Source organism: Clostridium sp. (assembly GCF_029258205.1).
Lineage (GTDB): Bacteria > Bacillota > Clostridia > Clostridiales > Clostridiaceae > Sarcina.
Genome location: NZ_JARHZJ010000015.1, coordinates 28,477 through 50,845, shown reverse-complemented (window position 1 = coordinate 50,845; position 22,369 = coordinate 28,477). Strand labels below are relative to the sequence as shown.

16 protein-coding genes and 1 riboswitch are annotated in these 22,369 nt (G+C 26.6%); of the genes, 7 read left to right on the top strand and 9 right to left on the bottom strand.

What is annotated here, in order from left to right; genetic code table 11:
- Positions 1–250 precede the first annotated feature (250 nt).
- The 4 genes from Q1J60_RS01905 to Q1J60_RS01890 all read left to right on the top strand — a co-directional run bounded on the left by Q1J60_RS01905 (position 251) and on the right by Q1J60_RS01890 (position 7,207).
- Positions 251–1,552: a TIGR00341 family protein gene (locus tag Q1J60_RS01905; RefSeq protein WP_300257732.1), complete on the top strand. Its 1,302-nt coding sequence runs from the start codon at positions 251–253 to the stop codon at positions 1,550–1,552.
- Between the two features lie 1,346 nt (positions 1,553–2,898).
- A complete protein-coding gene (gene licT / locus Q1J60_RS01900; RefSeq protein ID WP_300257729.1) occupies positions 2,899–3,732 on the top strand; it encodes a BglG family transcription antiterminator LicT in 834 nt (277 codons plus the stop codon).
- A 124-nt stretch (positions 3,733–3,856) separates the two neighbouring features.
- Complete coding sequence (locus Q1J60_RS01895; protein ID WP_300257726.1) at positions 3,857–5,722, top strand: beta-glucoside-specific PTS transporter subunit IIABC; 1,866 nt, start codon at positions 3,857–3,859, stop codon at positions 5,720–5,722.
- A 57-nt stretch (positions 5,723–5,779) separates the two neighbouring features.
- Positions 5,780–7,207 carry a 6-phospho-beta-glucosidase gene (locus Q1J60_RS01890; protein ID WP_300257723.1) on the top strand — a complete coding sequence of 476 codons (1,428 nt, stop codon included), beginning with the start codon at positions 5,780–5,782 and terminating at the stop codon, positions 7,205–7,207.
- Between the two features lie 342 nt (positions 7,208–7,549).
- Here the strand turns inward: Q1J60_RS01890 and Q1J60_RS01885 are convergent, their stop codons facing one another.
- From Q1J60_RS01885 to Q1J60_RS01875, 3 genes are all read right to left on the bottom strand, one after another.
- The gene (locus Q1J60_RS01885) at positions 7,550–8,491 is read right to left on the bottom strand and encodes a DMT family transporter (RefSeq protein ID WP_300257721.1); all 942 of its coding nucleotides are present in this window, start codon (positions 8,489–8,491) and stop codon (positions 7,550–7,552) included.
- A gap of 477 nt (positions 8,492–8,968) precedes the next feature.
- Complete coding sequence (locus Q1J60_RS01880; RefSeq protein WP_300257718.1) at positions 8,969–9,541, bottom strand: xanthine phosphoribosyltransferase; 573 nt, start codon at positions 9,539–9,541, stop codon at positions 8,969–8,971.
- Between the two features lie 236 nt (positions 9,542–9,777).
- Positions 9,778–9,879, bottom strand: a riboswitch (purine riboswitch).
- A 218-nt stretch (positions 9,880–10,097) separates the two neighbouring features.
- Positions 10,098–10,895, bottom strand: coding sequence for a TIGR00266 family protein (locus Q1J60_RS01875; RefSeq protein WP_300257715.1), 798 nt, complete (start codon positions 10,893–10,895; stop codon positions 10,098–10,100).
- Positions 10,896–11,423: 528 nt separating this feature from the next.
- Here Q1J60_RS01875 and Q1J60_RS01870 point away from each other — a divergent pair.
- Together Q1J60_RS01870 and Q1J60_RS01865 are read left to right on the top strand one after the other, a co-directional pair.
- Entirely contained in the window at positions 11,424–14,081 is a 2,658-nt protein-coding gene (locus Q1J60_RS01870; protein WP_300257712.1) for a calcium-translocating P-type ATPase, PMCA-type, read from the top strand.
- A gap of 205 nt (positions 14,082–14,286) precedes the next feature.
- Positions 14,287–14,682, top strand: a complete 396-nt coding sequence (locus tag Q1J60_RS01865) for a ribosomal maturation YjgA family protein (RefSeq protein ID WP_300257709.1) — start codon at positions 14,287–14,289, stop codon at positions 14,680–14,682.
- A 453-nt stretch (positions 14,683–15,135) separates the two neighbouring features.
- Here the strand turns inward: Q1J60_RS01865 and Q1J60_RS01860 are convergent, their stop codons facing one another.
- Entirely contained in the window at positions 15,136–16,038 is a 903-nt protein-coding gene (locus Q1J60_RS01860; protein WP_300257707.1) for a hypothetical protein, read from the bottom strand.
- A 23-nt stretch (positions 16,039–16,061) separates the two neighbouring features.
- Positions 16,062–16,571, bottom strand: a complete 510-nt coding sequence (gene lepB, locus Q1J60_RS01855; RefSeq protein ID WP_300257704.1) for a signal peptidase I — start codon at positions 16,569–16,571, stop codon at positions 16,062–16,064.
- A gap of 367 nt (positions 16,572–16,938) precedes the next feature.
- On the opposite strand from lepB, the gene Q1J60_RS01850 reads away from it, so the two are divergent.
- Positions 16,939–17,337: an HsmA family protein gene (locus tag Q1J60_RS01850; RefSeq protein WP_300257701.1), complete on the top strand. Its 399-nt coding sequence runs from the start codon at positions 16,939–16,941 to the stop codon at positions 17,335–17,337.
- Between the two features lie 258 nt (positions 17,338–17,595).
- Here Q1J60_RS01850 and Q1J60_RS01845 read toward each other — a convergent pair whose 3' ends face one another.
- The 4 genes from Q1J60_RS01845 to Q1J60_RS01830 form a co-directional block, all read right to left on the bottom strand.
- Entirely contained in the window at positions 17,596–18,285 is a 690-nt protein-coding gene (locus tag Q1J60_RS01845) for a FadR/GntR family transcriptional regulator (RefSeq protein WP_300257698.1), read from the bottom strand.
- Positions 18,286–18,299: 14 nt separating this feature from the next.
- Entirely contained in the window at positions 18,300–19,865 is a 1,566-nt protein-coding gene (locus Q1J60_RS01840) for a MutS-related protein (RefSeq protein ID WP_300257696.1), read from the bottom strand.
- Positions 19,866–20,021: 156 nt separating this feature from the next.
- Positions 20,022–21,026 carry an alpha/beta hydrolase fold domain-containing protein gene (locus Q1J60_RS01835; RefSeq protein ID WP_300257693.1) on the bottom strand — a complete coding sequence of 335 codons (1,005 nt, stop codon included), beginning with the start codon at positions 21,024–21,026 and terminating at the stop codon, positions 20,022–20,024.
- Positions 21,027–21,278: 252 nt separating this feature from the next.
- Complete coding sequence (locus Q1J60_RS01830; protein WP_300257690.1) at positions 21,279–22,130, bottom strand: DegV family protein; 852 nt, start codon at positions 22,128–22,130, stop codon at positions 21,279–21,281.
- Between the last annotated feature and the right edge of the window lie 239 nt (positions 22,131–22,369).

Here is a 22,369-nt window from a genome sequence, read left to right as displayed (position 1 = left end):
ACATCTTGTTAACTTTTATGTGTAATTTACATGTTATTTCAGCATAATTTTCCTATAAAAACACAATAGCAGAACACTTTAGCCTACATTCCATCTTAAGATATATTACTTTAAAATATTATTCTTCAGCTACAGAAAGATCCTTAATAACAATACTCTAACATTTAAAAAGTGACATATTATTCTAAGTATCTTAAAATATATGTTATCAAACTTATTTTTTAAATTAAACAAAAGGAGAGGAATTAATGTGAGTATTACTAAAGAAAGATTCTTTAATGAGTTTAAGAAAGATCAAGCTACATATGATGAAATTCATGACAACATATTAGATGGTGTTAACATAGGTGGAGCTAATTTTATAATTTTAATGTGTGCAATAATAATAGCATCTGTTGGTTTAAATATGAATGCTACTGCTGTTATTATAGGTGCAATGCTTATTTCTCCACTTATGGGACCAATAATAGCCATAGGATATTCCGTAGGTATTTATAATTTAAAACTTTTAAAAAAATCTGCAATTATACTAATAATAGAAATAATCATAAGTATAACTACTGCTACTATTTATTTTTCTTTAAGCCCTATATCTAATGCAGGAAGTGAAATATTATCTAGAACATCCCCTAACATATGGGATGTAATTATAGCCTTTACTGGAGGAATTGCAGGGATAATAGGTATAACTCGTAAAAAATCAGGAAATATTTTACCTGGAGTTGCCATAGCAACTGCATTAATGCCTCCACTTTGTACAAGCGGTTATGGTTTAGCAACAAAAAATATACATATATTCTTAGGTGCAGGTTATTTATTTTTTATAAACTCATTTTTCATAGCACTTTCAACTTTACTTGTTGTCAAATTTATGAAAATACCAACTAGAAATACTTTATCAGAAATAAAACAAAAGAAATTAAAAAAAATAATTATAGTTTCAACCATTCTAGTTACTATACCAAGTTTAATTTCAGCTGCAACTATGGTTGATAGCTTTTTAGACAATACAAATCTTAGTGACTTTATTGAAAATGAGCTGCCTTCTGAATACATTCTTAACAAGGAAATAAATACAAAGAATAAAACGATAGAATTAGTTATAATAGGTAACACCATAGATAATTCAGAAGAAGAAAGATTACAAGACACATTAAAATATTATAATTTCAGCGGATATAAACTTATAATTCAACAATCAACTGATAATTTCCCTGAATTAAAAATGTATTTAGATAAAATCAAAGAACAGGATTCTGGTTTTATAGGTGATTTAGAAATAAATAAAGGAAAAAATAACTCTAATAACAATAATAATGTTACATCAACATTAAACTCAGTTACTTCTTCTTTACCAGGAAAGTTTAATGACATAACTAAAGTTTATAGTGGAATTTTAGACAATGAATTGCCTGTATTTATTATAAATCATTCTAAAGATAATATTGATAAAGATGCTATTAATGCTTATATTCTATCTAATCCTGAATTAAAAAATTCTAAAATTTACTTTGAAAAAGAAAATACAAATAAGGAGAATACAAACTCTTAATAGATTTTAAATTTAAGAAAGTTATAAAAAGTAATTTTAAAAACGATTCTAAAAAATAGAAAGTTTTAATCTCATATGATAAAACATAAATAAAGAGATATAAAATATTTTAAAATAATATATAGGTGGCTACTATGAAATTATTTAAAATTATTTCTTCAATACTTTTAATATTATTGATTTTTTTAACAGCTTGGCTATTTATCATTCTATTGGTTTATTCTTCTAAGTCAAATGCATTTTTCATTAAATTTATTATATATTTTTTTATTTTTATTATTTTTATAATTTTAACAATCTATTTTATAATACAAAAAAAATATAATATTTTATTCATTACAAGTTATTTTATTATAACTTTATTTATATCTTATAATATTTTTACTGGAGATTTATTGATAAAATATATTCCTTTAATATTAAGCACAATTTATATGTTATTAAATAGAAATAAGTAAGTTTTATTTAAAACTTACTTATTTCTATCATTATTCAATTAATATCTATGATAAAAATTCTATTGATAAAATAGAATTAACTAAAAATTTAACCTTGTCACCGCCAAATGTAAACAATGCCACATTTGCAATTATGTTGGTAAATTAAAAAATACAGAAAATATTTCTATTGTCTTAAGTTATCTTAAAGATACTTTCCAAAATAATGGATTATTAAGAATTTTTATTTCCTTATATAAATCATTAAACCAATTAGAAACTTTAACTCTATATACTGACCGTTGGGCTATTGATCCTTTTTTCCTAGATTGTAAAACTTACTTAGTATTAAACGAATATCAAGTAAGAAGTCAAAAAAGTATCCATAGATATTTTCTAATAATGTTTTAGTAAACTACACCTATTGCAAAATATATTCTAATGATAATAATCACTTTAATACTAAATATAAATCTATCAAAAAAGCTTTAGAAAAATCTAAAGTTAGATATATTTGCGAAACCGCTTTAAGCAAGACAACTATAAAAAAAGTTTTGAGTCATTAAAAATAGCCTAAGAATTTGTTTTTTATTCAACTGTAAAATTATTAAAGTAAAAATTTACTATTATAGTTTGGAATATCACTTATATATATGGACAAAAAAATCGATGGCTTTACAGTCATCTTGAAGATTTTTTATGTAACAATAAAAAATCTTTGAAAACATATACAGAAAGTATTGACATTTATTTTTTGAAAAATTATAATGAAAACATAATTAAGTTGGATTGTTACTGGTTATGCAGGCTATACCATTTTGTGTGTGAATTCTAAATTCTGATTCATATTAGGTCACAAGAAAGGTATAGCCTTTTTGTAATTATAAGGAGGGAGGCTATTTGTAAATAATGAAGGTTGTTAAAGTAATTAATAATAATCTAGTTAAATCTGTAGATTACAATAACAATGAAGTGCTGGTCATGGGATGTGGATTAGGTTTTAAGAAGACTCTTGGAGATGAAATAGATGAAAATTTAGTTGAAAGAATTTACACTTGTAATGATAAAGAAAGTTCAAATCAGCTGATAAAATTACTAAGAAAAATACCTTTAGAACATATTCAAGTAACCAATCAGATAGTAAGTTTTGCAAAAGCATCATTAGGAAAGAAATTAAATGATAATCTTTATATAACCTTAGCTGATCACATTAACTTTGCAATAGAGAGACAAAAAGATGGCTTGGTCGTAAGAAATGCATTATTATGGGAAATTAAAAAGTTCTATAATCATGAGTTTTTAGTAGGAAAAGAAGCACTAAATATAATTAAAAATAAACTTGGCGTTACTTTGCTAGAAGATGAAGCGGGATTTATTGCACTACATTTAGTAAATGCTTTAATGGATGATATATCTATGGAAAAGACTACTAATATGACTAAAATGATTGATAATATAATTAATATAATTAAATATCATTTTAAATTAGAATTAGATGAATATTCAATTCATTATGAAAGATTCATAACCCATCTTAAATTTTTTGCTCAAAGAATATTTAGTGAAGCTATTATTGAAGACGGAGATACAAAATTTCTAGAAGTTTTAAAAAAACAATATAAAAAAGAATATGAATGTACACTAAAAGTTAAAGATTTTATTAAAAAAGAATATGGATGTGAATTAACAGAAGATGAGATGATCTATCTTACTATTCACATAAAACGAATTACAAATATGTAATGGGTAGTTACTTTAAACAGGCTATACCTAGATAAAAGTTAGTTAGTTTTACACTAATTAAGTTTTTATTTAGGTATTTTTTATTTAAGAAATTATAAAAATAATATTTAGGGGGAAATAATAGATGAATTATAAAGAATTAGCTAAAACTATAATTAATCTTGTTGGTGGAAAAGAAAATATTTCATCATTAACACACTGTGCAACAAGATTAAGATTTACTTTAAAAGATGAAAATAAAGCAGATACAGCTACTATAAAAGCAACAAAAGGTGTAATTGGAGCTGTAAATAATGGAGGTCAATACCAAGTTATAATTGGTAGTGAAGTAGCCAATGTATATAGAGAAGTAGTTGAAATTACAAATTTAGAAGACAATGCTTCTTCAAATAAAAATGAAAAAGATGATAGAAAATTATTTGCAAAATTAATAGATACAATATCAGGAATCTTCACACCTGTATTACCTGCTATTACAGCATCAGGTATGCTGAAAGCAGTTCTATCATTATTATTAGCCTTTAATTTAATATCTAAAGATTCTCAAAGTTATCAAGTTATTAATTTTATGGCAGATGCAGCATTCTATTTCTTGCCTATATTACTAGCTAGCTCTGCAGCTAAGAAGTTTAAATGCAACCAATATATGGCGATGATGTTAGGGGGAATTTTACTTCATCCAAACTTTATAGCTATGATAAATGGAGCAAAAGAAGCTGGTTCAGGTATTAGTGTTTTGGGATTACCTATAAAATTAGTAAACTATGGTTCTAGTGTAATTCCTATTATTTTAGCAATTTGGTTAATGTCTTATATTGAACCAATAGCAGATAAAGTTTCACCAAAGTTTATTAAGTTTTTCTCAAAACCTTTAATTACAGTATTTGTAACTGGTATTATTACATTAGTAGTTATTGGACCATTAGGATTTATTCTTAGTGATAAAGTAGCTTTAGCAATTAAAACTCTTGAATCATATGCAGGTTGGTTAGTTCCAACTATTATTGGAGCAATATCACCATTATTAGTTATGACAGGAACACACTATGGACTTATGCCAATAGGAATAAGTAATCGTATAACAATGGGATATGATGCAGTTCTTTATCCAGGGATATTAGCATCTAACGTAGCTCAAGGTGGTGCTACATTAGCAGTTGCATTTAAGAGTAAAAACAGTGAAATTAAGCAATTAGCTTCATCAACAGGTATAACAGCAGTTTGTGGTATTACTGAACCAGCTTTATATGGAGTAAATTTAAGATTTAGACCAGCACTTTATGCATCAATTATAGGTGGTGCAGTAGGTGGATTGTTCCTAGGACTTTTAGGAGTTCGTAATTACTCAGGTGGAGTACCAGGTGCTTTAACATTACCAAGTTATATTGGTGGAGATACAATTACAAACTTCATTTATGCAGTAATTGGAACATTAATAAGTATAGTTGTATCATTTGTAGTTTGCTATATATTCTATAAAGATCCTGTAGAAGAAAGTAGCGAAGTAGACGAAAGTCCAAAAGTACAAAAAGGAAACATTATAACAGTAAAAGCACCATTAATAGGTGAAGCTGTATCTTTAAAGAGTGTAAATGACCCTGTATTTTCAGATGAAATTATGGGAAAAGGAATTGCTATAATACCAACAGAAGGAAAAGTTGTTTCACCAATTGAAGGAACTGTAGAAATGGTATTTGAAACAAAACACGCTATTGCTCTGAAAGATAAAAATGGAGTTGAAATGTTAATACACATTGGATTAGACACTGTAAAATTAGGTGGAAGACATTTCAATGCACATGTTTCTCAAGGAGATAAGGTAAGTGTTGGTACATTATTAGTTGATTTTGATATGGACAAAATTAAAGAAGAAGGTTATGATTGCATAACACCAATTATTATAACTAATGTAGATGAATTTGGTCAAATAGTTACAATTGATTATAAATCAGTAACTCAAGGTGAAGATATTATTAAAGTAATTAAATAGAAAATTTTAGAGTATATAAATTATATACTCTACTTTATATAGAAAGAAGGCAAAAATATGAGCGGATTATCAAAAAACTTTTTATGGGGAGGAGCAACAGCTGCTAACCAATGTGAAGGTAGATATTTAGAAGGAAATAAAGGGTTAGGAACAGTAGATGTTATTCCAGCAGGAGAAAATCGTATAAATGTTATGAAAGGTAAAATGCATTATAATGATTTACCAAAGGATTCATATTTCCCATCACATGAAGCAATAGATATGTACAGTAACTATAAAGAAGATATAGCATTATTTGCAGAAATGGGATTTAAATGCTATCGTTTTTCTTTTGCATGGTCAAGAATTTTCCCAACAGGAAAAGAAACTGAACCAAATGAAGAAGGATTAGCATTTTATGAAGCATTTATAGATGAATTACTAAAATACAATATTGAACCAGTAGTTACTATATGTCATTTTGATTTACCTCTTGCATTAGAACAAGAATATGGTTCTTGGCGAAGCAGAAAGGTAGTAGATGCTTATACTAGATATTGTGAAGCAATATTTAAAAGATTTAATGGTAAAGTAAAATATTGGATTACCTTTAATGAAATAAATATGCTTATGCATGCACCATTTATTGGAGCAGGAATAATGTTTAAAGAAGGTGAAGATGAGCTTCAAGTTAAGTATCAAGCAGCTCACAATGAATTAGTAGCCTCAGCTTTAGCTACAAAGCTAGCAAAAGAAATTAATGAGAATAATAATGTAGGTTGTATGTTAGCAGCAGGACAATTCTATCCATTTACTTGTAAACCAGAAGATGTTTTAGAAGCTATGGAAAAAGATAGGAATAACTATTTCTTTATAGATGTACAATCTAGAGGTAAATATCCTAATTATGCTAAAAAATTCTTAGAAAGAAATAACATAAAGATAGAAATGGAACCAGAAGATGAAAAAATCCTAAGTGAAAACACTGTAGATTTTATTGCATTTAGCTACTATTCATCAAGACTTACAAGTAGTAATCCTAATTCAGGAGAAAAAACATCAGGTAATGTAATATCAGCAATTAAAAATCCATATTTAAAAGCAAGTGAGTGGGGATGGCAAATTGATCCTATAGGTCTTAGAATTACAATGAACTCACTTTATGACCGTTATCAAAAACCATTATTCATTGTAGAAAATGGTTTAGGTGCTATTGATGTTTTAAATGAAGATAAAACAGTAGATGATGATTATAGAATTGAATACTTAAAAGCTCATATAAATAGCATGATTGATGCAGTTGAATTAGATGGTGTTGAATTAATTGGATACACTCCTTGGGGATGTATTGATTTAGTTAGTGCATCAACGGGTGAAATGAAGAAGAGATATGGTTTCATATACGTAGATAAAGATGATGAAGGTAATGGAACTTTAAAGAGATATAAGAAGAAGAGTTTTTACTGGTATAAGAAAGTTATTGCTAGTAATGGTGAGGAGTTATAATTAAGTAATTAAGAGGAAATTATTAGAGTAACTTACTTTTTGTGTAGAGAAAACCATTAGCTATGCGAGTGTGTTCAGAAGAGCTTTAGCGATGTAAGAAAAACCTCCTTTTGTTAAAATGAAAATAGGTTTGCAACCAATTTTCGTAACAAAAGGAGGTTTTTAAATGGATACAAACAGTTCAGCACATACAAAATGCAATTGTAAATATCATATAGTTTTGCATCAAAATACAGAAGAAAAGAAACTCTTAAATGTTTTTTTGCAAAGGAATGATATGAAATGATATTTACATACTTAATAAGCTTACTATAATAGTCAGAATTATGGTATTATACCTTATCAGCTAATTAATTTTGATTTTATAAATATAATCTTAAATATATTATTTATTCTTTCTTTATCTAATTTTAACTCTAATATTATAGCCGCTATAATTATTAATATAGCACCTATAACCTGCTTGCCATTTAATACTTCTCCAAAAATAAAGAAAGCAAATATACTTGATAGTACTGGTTCCATAGAAGCCAATATACTAGTAACACTAGCCTCTATGTATTCAGTAGATTTTATATAGAATGTATTAGATATAAATGTACTTAAAATACCTATAGATAATATATTTAATATTACCATCCCAATATTAGGTGCATGTTTAATTATATTAAATGACTCTTTAAAATCTATAAATAAACCTATAAACATACTTGCAAATATATAACCATAAATAAGCAATGTGTCCTTTCTATAAGTACTAAAAAATTTAGGAAATATTATTTGAAAAGCAAATAAAAATCCCGTCCCTAATCCAGCGCATATTCCTATTGCACTCATGTTTAAATGTCCTAAAGACATATTTGAAACCATTATGCATCCTACTAAAGTTAATAGAATAACAATCCCCTTCTTCATATTGAATTTTTCGCCAAAGAATAATACTCCAAAGATTGTTACCCATATTGAGTTAGTAAACATCAATACTGTTGCTACAGATATAGGTATATATTCTACAGACAAGTTATACCCAATAAAGCATAATGCAAAAGTTCCTATTCCATATAATGCTGAAATAGCTAACCCTCTTAAATCTATCTTTAAAATTTTTCTATCAGTTATTATTATCCAAATAAAAAAGCAAATAGAAGATAAAAAACTTCTACTAAATGCTATAAACATTGTACTTAATCCAGCTTCATATAAGATTTTACTACTTATTCCCATTATGCCCCAAAAAAATGTTGCTATTAAAACTAGACTTATTCCCTTCTGCTTATTATTCATTAAAATTCCTCTTTTTCTATTTTTTTATACAAATTCTATTATATACTTATTAAAAAAATTTAAAAGCTCCAAAAATGATATTTTTCTTTTATTAACCTTCATTTTCTACTCTATTATATAACTTTAGTTATTATATCTTAAAATTATTTAAATTAGCTTATAATGTAATTCTAAACAAAATTAAAAACTTTTACTTTTCTTTAAAGTTGTCAGTTTACCATCATTTTTTGAAAGGAAATTTTAATAATTATTCAATTCCAAGTCTATCAAACTAAATTTTCTTTATAAACCTTCTTATAAAACACTATATTTTTATAAACAAAAAGAAGTTGTATCAAAACTAACAAATAAAACTTATGAATATATTAAACTTCACATTATTTATAAGTTTTATTCGTTAAAATTTTCTACTCAACTTCTTTAAACAATATCTTTATATTTATTATGTAACTAACTTATATAATAAAATTTCTATAATTATTTAAAAGAAACTTTATTGTCTTCTAATTTATCTATTATTGCAAGAGATTCTACTCTTACGCCTAAATCTTCTAAAACTTTTCTTCCGTCTTGAAATCCCTTTTCTATAACTATTCCTATTCCTACTAACTCAGCACCAGCCTGCTCAACTAAGTCTATCATTCCTTTAGTTGCACATCCTTGAGCTAAAAAGTCATCAATTATTAAAACTCTTTCACCTTTATTTAAAAATTGTTTTCCAACTCTAACTTTATAATCTTTTTTCTTTGTAAATGAATGTACATTTGATTCATAAACATCTTTATCTAAATTTAAACTTTCAGTCTTTTTAGCAAAAACTACTGGAACATAATCAAAGTATTGTGATGTTATACCTGCAATAGCTATTCCTGAAGCTTCTATTGTAAGTATTTTATCTACTTTTTCATCCTCAAATCTCTTTTTAAATTCCTTACCAACTTCATTAAGAAATTTTATGTCCATTTGGTGATTTAAAAAACAATCAACTTTAAGTATATTTCCCTCTCTAACTTTTCCTTCTTTTAATATCTTTTCTTTTAATGCTTCCATCTTCCTTTTCCCCCTACTATAAAAATTATTTCATTATAATAAATAACTATATTTATACTATCTTATTGAATTTATTGAAACTCTATCTAATTGCCCACCTTACTACAAAGATAATTTCTATAAAGTATATTAAAAAGAAAGCTTTTTTAAAGATTTTAAATTATAATTTTATATAAATCAAAAAAATTCCTAAGCCCAAAAGCCTAGGAATATATAATAATCTCACAAAAAAATATAGAAATCACCTATATATTCGTAGTTAGGATGTTTACGGCCTCCTAGTAGAAACACTCGACCCATATCGTCGAGCATATACGATATACTTATATAAGTAAATATTAAGTTATTAAGTAGTATTATAACTACTTATTCTTTCAATGTAAAGTTTTATCACTAAAAAAATTTTAATGAACCTATAAAATTTCAAAAATCTGTTAATTTTATGCTAGCTTTGAAATAAAATATTAATAAATTTACCTTTTCTAAAAGCCAAAACTTTAAAGCTCACTCTGATAATTGTAAAAATAGAGATATTATCTATAATTTTAGCTAAAATCTAATCTTGGAATAGTCGTCCAAACTCACCTAATACGCTACCTTCTCCAACATCTCTAGACCCTGGAACTTGTGGTGCAGATGAAACAACCTTAGATGCAAGTCTACTAAATGGTAAACTTTGAATCCAAACTTCTCCTGGGCCTACTAGACTTGCAAAGAAAATACCCTCTCCTCCAAAGACAGCATTCTTTATTCCTTTAACATACTCTATATCATAATTTATATCTTTAGTCATAGCAACTAAACATCCTGTATCTACCTTTAATTTTTGTCCTGGTAAAAGTCTCTTTCTAACAATGGTACCACCAGCATGAATAAAGGCCATACCATCCCCTTCAAGTTTTTGAAGTATAAATCCTTCTCCACCAAAGAACCCAGTTCCTAATTTTTTTCTAAAATCAATTCCTATACTTACGCCTTTAGCTGCACATAAAAAAGCATCCTTTTGGCATATAAGTTTACCACCATAATTTCTTAAATCTACTGGAATTATCTTTCCTGGATATGGTGAGGCAAATGCAACTTTTTCTCTTCCTACTCCCATATTGGTAAATGCAGTCATAAATAAGCTTTCACCTGTTAAGACTCTTTTAGCAGCCCCTCCTAGCTTGCCAAAAAAACTACTAGATCCGCTATTACTTCCATCACCAAAAATAGTTTCCATTTCTATACTACTATCCATCATCATCATTGCTCCCGCCTCAGCAACAACAGTTTCTCTTGGATCTAATTCAATCTCTACAAATTGCATATCATCTCCATAAAGTTCAAAGTCAATTTCATGTGAATTCATCATATGCACATCCTCCAATAAATAAATATATTACAACACTAAATCATAATTTTATTTTACATACTATCATAGAATATATAACTTCTACAATAAAAATATTCTAAGAAATCAATCCTATATTATTCTTTTCACAATTACTAAAGTATTTATTCACATACCTTTATATAAACTCATAATATTTATTAATATGAGTTTCAAATTCTTAATAAAATCATATTATTTTCATAATAAAAATTTATTGACATACAACCCAAACAGATATAATATGATATTAAACTTAATAATATTTAATATCTATTGTGTTAAGAGGGAGTAGTTGCAAGCTATAATATCAACATCGCGGTTAACGAAAAGTTACCTGGTATTATACACCAATTTGGTTACAAGACTTTTAATATAATCTAAGGAATTTAAGGTATTTTATATACTATTCCTTAGATTATATTAGGAGTCTTATTTTTTTGCCTCCTATACATAGATATTATTTGTTAGAACTTATCAATAATTTATAAAAAGAAAGGAAATAATAATATGAAGAAAGTTTATTCAAAATCAAAAGAAGAACTTTTTAAAGAACTTGGGGTAAACAAGAACGGTTTAAATGATACTCAAATTAAAAGCATGGAAGAAAAATATGGTAAAAACGAATTGGTTGAAAGTAAGAAAAAATCTACTTTCAAAGTATTCCTTGATCAATTTAAGGACATGCTAATAATAATTCTTATATGTGCTGCAGCTATTTCAATGTTTTTAGGAGATATTGAAAGTGCAGCTGTTATCATATTCGTATTAATAGTAAATGCTACTCTTGGAACAATTCAGCATCTTAAAGCTGAACAATCTTTAAATAGCTTAAAGGCTCTCTCCTCTCCTTCTACTAAAGTGCTTAGAAATGGTGAAAGATTAGAAATAGACTCAAAGGATGTAGTTGTTGGAGATATTATATTTCTTGAAGCTGGTGACTATGTTCCTGCTGATGGTAGAATACTTGAAAACTATAGTTTACAGGTTAATGAAAGCTCATTAACTGGTGAATCTGAAAGCATAGTTAAAATATCTGAAATAATAAAAGGAGAAGAAATCCCTATTGGTGATAGAAAGAATATGGTCTTCTCTGGAAGCTTAGTAACTTACGGTAGAGCTACTATTTTAGCAACAGCCGTTGGTATGGATACTGAAATAGGTAAAATAGCTCAATTATTAAATGATACTAAGGAAAAGAAAACTCCTCTTCAAGTAAACTTAGATAACTTTGGTAAAAAACTTGCAATTGGAATACTTGTTATATGCGCAGTAGTATTTGCTCTTAGTCTTTATAGAGGCGAAGCTATTATAGATGCATTCATGTTCGCAGTTGCCTTAGCAGTAGCTGCTATACCAGAAGCTTTAAGCTCTATAGTAACAATAGTTCTTTCTTTGGGAACTCAAAAACTGGCTAAAGAAAATGCTATCATAAGAAAACTACAAGCAGTTGAAGGTTTAGGTAGTGTATCAATTATATGCTCAGATAAAACTGGTACATTAACTCAAAATAAAATGACTGTTAAAAAGATTTTTGTTGATGGACAAGTAATAGATTCAAATGAATTAAACTTAGAAAAGAGAATAGATAACGACTTACTAACTATGAGTTTACTTTGTAATGATGCAATTACAGATTGCGAAAAGGAAATAGGTGATCCAACTGAGGTTGCACTTGTAAACTTAGGTGATTTATACGGAGTAGATGAACTTGTTCAAAGGGATAAATTTAAGAGACTTGGTGAAATTCCATTTGATTCAGATAGAAAACTTATGAGTGTTGTTTATAACATTCATGGTGAAAATATTATAGCTACTAAGGGAGCTGTTGATGTTCTTCTTAAAAGATCTACTAAAATTGAAACTTCTGAAGGGGTTAGACCTATAACTAAAGAAGATATAGCTAAGATAGAGGAAATTAATAAACAATTCTCAAAAACAGGTCTTAGAGTTCTATCTTTTGCATATAAAAATATTGAAAGTAGAACAAATATAAAACTTAATGATGAAAATGAATTAACCTTCATAGGTCTTATATCAATGATGGATCCACCAAGAGAAGAATCTGCTGAAGCAGTAAAAGCTTGTATAGAAGCTGGAATTAAGCCTGTAATGATAACTGGTGACCATAAAATAACAGCTTCTGCTATAGCAAAACAAATTGGTATATTAAAAGATGAAAGTGAAGCTATTGAAGGTTCTGATTTAGATAAAGTTAATGACGAAGAGCTTAAAAATATGGTAGAACACATTTCAGTATATGCTAGGGTTTCTCCTGAGCATAAAATAAGAATAGTTAGAGCATGGCAAGAAAAAGGCAATGTAGTTGCCATGACTGGTGATGGTGTCAATGACGCACCTGCTTTAAAACAAGCTGATATAGGTGTTGCAATGGGAATTACAGGATCTGAAGTTGCTAAAGATGCTGCTTCTATGGTATTAACAGATGATAACTTCGCAACAATAGTAAAAGCTATTGAAAATGGTAGAAATATTTACTCAAATATTAAAAATGCTATTAAATTCTTATTATCTGGTAATACTGCTGGTATATTATCAGTATTATATGCTTCTATATTAGCATTACCAGTTCCATTTGCTGCTGTACACTTATTATTTATAAACCTTTTAACTGATAGTTTACCTGCAATTGCCTTAGGTCTTGAACCTCATAAAAAAGAAGTTATGAAAGAAAAGCCAAGAAAAGCTAATGCTTCTATATTAACAAAAGACTTCATTACAGATGTCTTATTTGAAGGTGTTGTTATTACTATTATTACTATGATAGCTTTCCATATTGGATTAAACCAAGGTGGACCTCTATTAGCAAGTACAATGGCGTTTGCTACTTTATGTTTATCAAGACTTATTCATGGATTTAATAGTAAATCTAAAAAACACGTATTATCAAAAGAATTATTCTCTAATAAATATTTATGGGCTGCTTTTGGTATAGGATTTGTGCTATTAAATATTGTTCTTTTAGTACCTGTATTTCAAGGATTATTCCAAGTTGTTCCACTTACACTTAATAACTTATTAACTATATATGGATTATCATTATGTACTTTTATAGTTATTCAAGCTGTTAAATTTATAAGAGAAAAATTTAACAAAAACAAAATAAACACTATTCAAGAATCAAATAAGGAAAATATAGTAGCTTAATTGTAATTTTATATAGACCATGCTAAATAACTAAAATTAAAAAGACTGTACTAAAATTTTATTTTATAATTTTAGTACAGTCTTTTCTTAATTAAATAATAGTTTTGATTAGAAATATAAACTTTATTTTATTCTCTGATATAATTTAAATAATAAGGTTTTTATTAAACTATAATTTAAGATAACTTAATGAAAGGTATAAATTATGAGAAAAAAATACTTTATATTAACCATTTTAACTATGATTCTTGGACTTTTATCTAGAAAATTTATGTACTATATTCCTAATTCAATAGCACCATACTTAGGAGATATACTTTGGGCAACTATGGTTTATTTTGGCTTTAGATTTCTACTCCCAAAATTAAATACTAATATTTGTTTTTTAATTGCTATTACTTTCTCCTTTCTAATAGAATTTAGCCAAATATATCAAGCTCAGTGGATTAATAATATTAGAGCTACACTCATTGGTTCTTTAATTCTTGGACACGGTTTCCTGTGGAGTGATTTAGTGTGTTACACCATAGGGATATTAATTGGCTGTTTCATAGATAAACTTACTCTTAAAAAAAACTCTAAGGTAAGCAAAAAACCTTAGAGCCACAAGAGGTATCTACAATAGCAACCACTATATGATGAATAGCTTTAAGCTATTTATTATCTTATATTCAAGTATTTATTAGATTATTCCTATTTCAAGTATTAATGCTACAAATACAATAGAAATCATATACTTGAATTTGTATTTGTAGTAGTCTTCATTCAAAGATAACCACTTAAAACATAAATAATCCTCCAGTAACAAAGACAAAAGTAACAAACATTTATAAATAACCCATAAAACTTAAAATCATTAAAAGAGTAAATATTTCTAAAAATAATAAAGATCATACTTTATATTGCTTAATTAAAAATTCATTTAATCCTCTCTTGATTTTATCATCAACAGCCTTTATATCTCTATCACCCTCATCACATTTGATTATTATTCTTCTTAAGTAAACAGCAAATATAAGTGCTATTGTTGAACATATTTATACTGTTCATCTATTTACTCTAAACTCCATTGCTTTTGCTGAAACTTTTTATCATTGCCATTACATTTAACATAACTAACATTAAATTTTGTTTTTTTTGCCAATTTCACAATTTCATCCTCTGTAAAACCATTCTTTTTAAATATAATACAATATTCATATTCACTAGATTCTTTAGGGTTTAAATTACTATCTAAATTGTTCTTTAAATGATCTCTTGAAATTATACCCTCTTTTTTACAAATATTTTTTTCTAATTCTTCATTTACAATAGGATCAAAACTTATATTTTCTATAAAATCCTCATCTAAATTGTTAAATACCATTATATAAAAATATATAGGTACATATTCTAAATTCTTTTCACCATCAACTCCAATACCTCCAAAACTTAGGCTTAAATCATTTTTATATAATATCTCTCCATTTAATTTTAAATCACTTCCTTTAGTTATATATTTATCTTTTCCAACATCAACTTCTACTTTCATATCTGAAATCATCTCATGAATTTCTATATATCCACCATCGCCAATTCCATAATTAGATGAAACAATAGAAATTATATTTTTTCTAACCGAATCCATATATTCAAACTTTAAATCATTGTCTAACTGTTCAAAATTTTTATTACCTTTTGCTATAACAGTAGAATTTCTAAATCCAGATAATTTATAACTTGATATATATTTACTTAATCTTGAATCTCTAATAAAACTTTTTATTTCATATGTATTTTTTACTAAAGGAAATGTAATAAGCATTACTATTATAGTAATAATTAAAACTCCAATTAACCATCTAAAACTCGCCTTTGCCCCTAGTTTATCAATTAAAAATTCTCCTTTAAGTAAATTATAAATCCACCATATAATTAATATTAACAAAAAGCAATCTATAAATAACCATGTACTCATAGTAACTCCCTTAATTTTATTATTTAATTAGCAAAGTTAAATCTGTTCAAAGGCCATACTGTTATTTGAGCTTTTCCTAATATATCATCACCATCTATATATTGATTGCTCCAATACCTTGCATCTTTACTATTATCTCTATTATCTCCTAACAAAAGATATTTGTCTTCTGGAACTTCAAAATTTATATTCACTTTACCACCTGGATATTTTATATAATGCTCATCTAACCTTTCATTGTTTACATATACTGTTCCATCTTCTTTTATTTCTATCCGCTCTCCTGGTAACCCTATAAGTCTTTTTATCATCTTTTCATCAAATTCCTTTGAATAGAAAACTATCATATCTCCTCTTTTCATATTAGATAAATTATATATTCTTGTAGCAAAAAGTTGATCTCCTGGCTCAATAGTTGGCGCCATTGATGGAGTTGGAACTACTATTTTAAAAACCAAAAATTTATTTACAAGAAATGTTAATATTATAGCTACAAAAATAATTGATATATATTCTTTTAAGCTTTTAAACATTTCTATTCTCCTCTCTAAGACTAATATTTTATTATAATTAGTTACATTTATTATATCACTAAATACATTTTTTTCTTTAATTTCTTTTAAAATACAAATTATTTTTATAAAAACTAATTTTAATTATATAAATATATAAAATTAAAGATAAATTTTATTTTTAAAACAATTTATAAATAAAACTTTCTTATTAGGTCTATGAATTTTTTGTAAATATGTTATTATTAATATGAACCTAGTCCACAATGAAAATTAATTTTCACATATTAAAGTAAATCCACACTTTAGATTTCTTTTAATATATGAAAACTTCAAATTAAGGACAGGCTATAAAATTTTATTCTAATTTAAGAAAGAAGGTTTTTTTATGCCTAAATTATTAATTCCAGCTATTATATTTATAACATTAGCACTAATATTTTACACAATTGGTGTTTGGAGCGAGCATAGAGCAGGTATATTAAAGAAAAAACATGTAATAATCTTTTGGTGTGGTTTAGTATGCGATACTCTTGGAACTTATACAATGAGTAGAATCGTTGCATCAGGAACTGATAAAGCTATTACTCCAACTGATTTATTAATACATCAATCAACAGGTATGCTTGCTATTATTTTAATGCTTATACACGCTGTTTGGGCAACAGTTGTTTTAAACAAAGGTAGTGAAAAATCAAAGGCTATATTCCATAAATTCAGTTTAGTAGTTTGGTTCATATGGCTTATCCCATACTTTATAGGTATGTATATAGGAATGACATCATAACAAAAAATACTCCTTTTAAAATTAATTTAAAAGGAGTATTTTTTATCATGAAATTTTATATGCTAATTAAATTTTCAATTTATTTTATTCACAAACTTTACTTTGATTTAAAATATCATTTGAACTAAAAGCCAAATTCATTACGCTAAGCATATATTTTTAAGACCTTAACTTAAGCATATGTCTTTTGAATATTTTATTCAATTTTCAGTTATTATATAGAATTATATTTTACTTTAATTTTAAATAAAGTCTCAATTAATAAATATTTTCCTTTATTAATTCAAAATGCTCTTGCATATATTTATATGCAGAATAAACATCTCTATTTTTTATAGCTAGATATATTTTTTCATGAAAATCTAATAGCTTTTCTTTGTTTCTTTCATCACTTAGAATAGCTCTTCTTCCTTCAGTTATGAACTTATCAACTAACTCAGATACTACTTCTAATAAATTAGTTATAAGTACATTGTTTGCTGCTTTAACAATTATACTATGAAATTCGCTATCAATTTTAACATTCTCTTTTTCATTCCTAGATGTCTTAAACCTTTCAACAAGTTCACCAAGCTTTTTTAATTCTTCATCAGATATTCTCATTACAGATAAAAATATAGTAGACAATTCTAATACTTCTCTTAATTCAAAAATATCTTTATTAGTTCCATTTTGAAGCATAAATACTATTGAAAGTGGCTCTAATAATACATCATCAAACTCTTCTCTTATATAATTACCTGCTCCCTGTCTACTTTCCACTAATCCTACAACTTCTAAAGCTCTCATAGCTTCTCTTATAGACGTTCTGCTTACTTGCAATTCTTCCGCCATAACTCTCTCTGTAGGAAGCTTATCTCCTTTTTTTATCTGTCCTATTCTAACCATTTCTTTTATTTGATCAACAACCTGTTCATAAACTTTCATGTTTTTAACTGGTTTAAACATCCTAACAATCCTTTCTAAATAAAGCCTTCTAGCTTTTCTGATCTTCTATATGACTTGTTTATTATATCTTTTGGATAACCTATATAATCTAATAATTTTATAGCATTTCTAGTTTTAGATACTCCTCTTTTTAGCTTATAATCAAAACTTAACCCATTTTTACTATCAACATTTTCGCTAAAATAATAAAACTCATAACTTTCTTTTAATATGTCAACTAATTCTCTATCATGAGTTGCAACTATAGAAATACTATTTCTATTATTTATATAAGTAAGAATCTCTGCTGAAGCTGATATTCTCTCTATAGGATTTGTTCCTCTAAATATTTCATCAATTGCACAAAATACTGGTAACTCCTTATCTAACGCTCTTATTATTCTTAAAATTGATTCTGCTTCAGCCATGTAAAAACTTTTACCAATACTTAAATCATCATTTGGACTAATTGAAGTAACTATATTAAATATTGGTGCCTCATATTTTTCTGCTAAAACAAAATTAAAAGTTTGAGCAAAAAGCATATTTACTCCTAACATTCTTAAAAAAGTTGATTTACCTGACATATTAGTTCCAGTAAGAACAATGCCTCTCTTACTCATGTTTATTGAGTTAGCTACTGGATTTTCTATAATTGGGTGCATTCCATTTTTTATCTCTAATGTGGTTTCTTTTATGAATTTAGGTTTAGTTATTTTATCCTTTTTTTCTTCTTCATAACTGCCAATAGATATGATTGCCTCCATTTCACCTAATGTTTTATAAAGGCTTAAAATTGTATTTTTATTTTTCTCTATAGAATCAGCAATTTTATAATATGCAGTTTCTTCTAATAAAAATAATACTGACATAAATTCAAATAATCCACCCCACATATTAATAAAGCTAATCATTCTAGTATTTCTATCTATTGATTTTAAATCTTTTAAGTTTTCTCTTATTTTTATATTAAAAGATTCTAAATTTTTATCATTAATTTTAACTATATGCTTAGATGCCTTTATTACTCTTCTTAAATACATAAGCCCATTAGCCTTAATGCGCTCTCTTTCCTTACTATTTATATAAATATTAAAGAAAGTTACACCCATTAACCCAAGCATTGCATTCACACTTATAAATATTGAAGCAAGTATCAATATTAAAGGTAAGATCTTTCCTGAAATTGTATAAAAATAATATTTAAACTTATTAGATTCTATTAGCTTTTCATTAATCATATCTAACAAACTATTCTTTTTATCTCTTCCCAACTCAAAAAATATCCCCATAATATTGAATCTTATATCTTCATTTTCCTTAAAATATTCTATTTCATCTCTTCTCTTATTTAACTTTTTTTCATCATTTAGGGGATTTCTAAGTATTGAATAAAGTGTAGCCTCTCCTAAACTACTATAATTTCTATCTAATTTTGAATAAACCTTATCCAAATCTAAATCATGCCATGTTTGTTCATCTATATGGTATTTTTCTTTTTCACTCATATCATATAGTGTTCTTATGGTTTTTAAGTTTCTCTTTTTATCCATTTCTACTGCATAGTCATACTTTATTACTCTTAATAACCTCTTATCCATAGAAAACTCCTTACCCTAAAAAATTTGATGGTTTTATTATATCTTCTTTTATAATAAAAGTGAAATTTGCACAAACTATAATATAATTTATAAATTTTAATTTAAAGAAAATAAATATAAATTATTTCTTAAAATATATAAAAGTTTACCTTCCTATTAAAATTTAGTATTAAAAATTATAAAGTTTAAAACTTTGAAACCTAGTTCAAATACTTCATTTACATCAACTTGAGAAAAATCATGACCACTATTTTCCAACGTAAGTATTTGAATATCATTCCCCATACTTTTACTCTTATTATATAGATCCATTGAATTACTGTAAGGAACTAACTTATCTTGACGTCCATGAACTATTAAAGTCTTTGGTAAATTAGGCTTTACGTAATTTATTGGACTATATTTATCCATGTATTCCTTTATACTTTCTTTTCCTCTTAATTGCTTTTCAGTTTTCTCTATTGAATTATTTAAATCCACTGAAGCCATAGTCATGTCTAAACCGCTAAGTTCAGTTGGCCCAAAGAAATCTACAACATATTTAACATTTGATGGATAATTAGCAAGTTCCTTATCATCAACAAATTCATCATTCCCACTATACGTTGCTAACAATGATAAATGCGCCCCAGCAGAAGCCCCTATAACCCCAATTTCATCAGTATTAAATCCATAAGTTTCTTTATTTTTATAAACCCATCTTATAGCATCCTTAACATCTGAAGCTTGTTTATTAAAATCAACCTTATCAGTAGCAAGTTCATACTCTACACTTATTATTGTATATCCTTCTTTTCTAAATGAATCTAAAAGAGGAGCTATAATATCCGGTATTTCTTTATTTCCATAAATCCAACTTCCTCCATGAACATAAAGAATTACTGGTGATCCATGTCTTAATTTCTTTTCTGGGCCATAAATATCTAAAGTCTGAGGTTTACCATTAGTATTTTTATAAACTAAATCCTTAAAATCCATATCTTCACTCATTTTAATGTTCTTTAAATCATCAATACTTGGTGGATTTTCCTTTAATTCTAAATACTCTTTTCCTATGTTTACATAAAAACCTATTTGTCCTCTAAAATAATAAGCTAAAGCTCCTATTATAATTATTAAGGTCAATAATATAATTCCTAATACTTTAAAAAACTTTTTCATTCTCTCCCTCCATATAATTTAAATTTCGCCTATATTTCACGTAAATATTCACTTCAAATTCTTATAAATAAAGAACAATATTTACACATATCTTAAACTATTTATATATTTAAAAAGAACAAATTAAAATTTTGTAATTTTAATTTGTTCTTTGCTAAAATAATATCAAATATCATTATTTATAAAAAGGTTACGTTTTTATAAATTATTATATTACACCATTTATAACCTTCTTTTTAATTTTATATCTAATTAAGATTCTCTAGAGTAAGCTATACCTACACTTTTGACACCTACATGTACACCTATAACTGCACTTATTTCACCAATCATTGAATCTAAATCTAATTCTTCTTTAAGTCTCTTAGCTAAATCCTTAGCTTCATCTTCAGCTAATATATGACATACTACAGCTTTCTTTATTCCCTTTTCTTTTAAATCTTGCTTAACTATGTCTACAATCTTATCTATCGCTCTCTTTTTAGTTCTAACTTTATCCATTACAACAACAGCACCTTCTTTAACTGTTAGAATTGGATTTATTTTAAGCATTTTTCCAAATAAAGCTGAAGCTCCACCTATTCTACCACCTTTTTTAAGGTTATCTAAAGTACCTGGAACAAAGATTATCTCTGATTCTTCTATAGTATCTCTTACTATTTTTGAAACCTCATCAAAATCTTTTCCTTCTTGAGCTGCCTTAGCTCCTTCTAACACACCAATTCCAAGTGCCATTACTGAAGTTTGAGAGTCTATAAGATCAATTTTAACCTCAGGATATTTTTCTAAAATCATATCTTTTATTATGTATGATGTTGTGTATGTTCCACTTAATTTAGATGATATAAACGCTGCGACTATATCATAACCATCCTTAGCAAATTTTTCAAAAGCATTATAAAATTCATCCATTGGTGGTTGAGATGAAGTTGGAAGTTTATCACATTTAGCTAATTCATCATAAAAAGCTTCACTATCTATATCTACTTCCTTATAACTTTCTCCATTCATTATAACGCTTAAAGATACTATCTCTACTCCGTACTTTTCTGCTAAATCTTTTGGTATGCAACTAGTACTATCTGTAATTACTTTAACAGCCATATATTCCTCCTAAAACTTAAATACATTCTTTCAGCGCTTTTAGATTCCTCTATAAAATTAAACATTAATATTGATTTAATTATATCTAATAGTGCCTTTAATTATATACTTATGCTTTTTATTTGTATTGTATTTTATCTCATTCTATATTTATTTTTTATAATCTATTATTCATTTTAACATCTAATTTAAATTTGTAAAACTCTTTTCAATTCAACAATTACTTTATTAAACATAAT

Coding starts and splice junctions, on each gene's coding strand:
- licT (WP_300257729.1), top strand. CDS start 2,899: ATGAAGGTTGTTAAAGTAATTAATAATAATCTAGTTAAATCTGTAGAT.
- Q1J60_RS01895 (WP_300257726.1), top strand. CDS start 3,857: ATGAATTATAAAGAATTAGCTAAAACTATAATTAATCTTGTTGGTGGA.
- Q1J60_RS01890 (WP_300257723.1), top strand. CDS start 5,780: ATGAGCGGATTATCAAAAAACTTTTTATGGGGAGGAGCAACAGCTGCT.
- Q1J60_RS01885 (WP_300257721.1), bottom strand. CDS start 8,491: ATGAATAATAAGCAGAAGGGAATAAGTCTAGTTTTAATAGCAACATTT.
- Q1J60_RS01880 (WP_300257718.1), bottom strand. CDS start 9,541: ATGGAAGCATTAAAAGAAAAGATATTAAAAGAAGGAAAAGTTAGAGAG.
- Q1J60_RS01875 (WP_300257715.1), bottom strand. CDS start 10,895: ATGATGAATTCACATGAAATTGACTTTGAACTTTATGGAGATGATATG.
- Q1J60_RS01870 (WP_300257712.1), top strand. CDS start 11,424: ATGAAGAAAGTTTATTCAAAATCAAAAGAAGAACTTTTTAAAGAACTT.
- Q1J60_RS01865 (WP_300257709.1), top strand. CDS start 14,287: ATGAGAAAAAAATACTTTATATTAACCATTTTAACTATGATTCTTGGA.
- Q1J60_RS01860 (WP_300257707.1), bottom strand. CDS start 16,038: ATGAGTACATGGTTATTTATAGATTGCTTTTTGTTAATATTAATTATA.
- lepB (WP_300257704.1), bottom strand. CDS start 16,571: ATGTTTAAAAGCTTAAAAGAATATATATCAATTATTTTTGTAGCTATA.
- Q1J60_RS01850 (WP_300257701.1), top strand. CDS start 16,939: ATGCCTAAATTATTAATTCCAGCTATTATATTTATAACATTAGCACTA.
- Q1J60_RS01845 (WP_300257698.1), bottom strand. CDS start 18,285: ATGTTTAAACCAGTTAAAAACATGAAAGTTTATGAACAGGTTGTTGAT.
- Q1J60_RS01840 (WP_300257696.1), bottom strand. CDS start 19,865: ATGGATAAGAGGTTATTAAGAGTAATAAAGTATGACTATGCAGTAGAA.
- Q1J60_RS01835 (WP_300257693.1), bottom strand. CDS start 21,026: ATGAAAAAGTTTTTTAAAGTATTAGGAATTATATTATTGACCTTAATA.
- Q1J60_RS01830 (WP_300257690.1), bottom strand. CDS start 22,130: ATGGCTGTTAAAGTAATTACAGATAGTACTAGTTGCATACCAAAAGAT.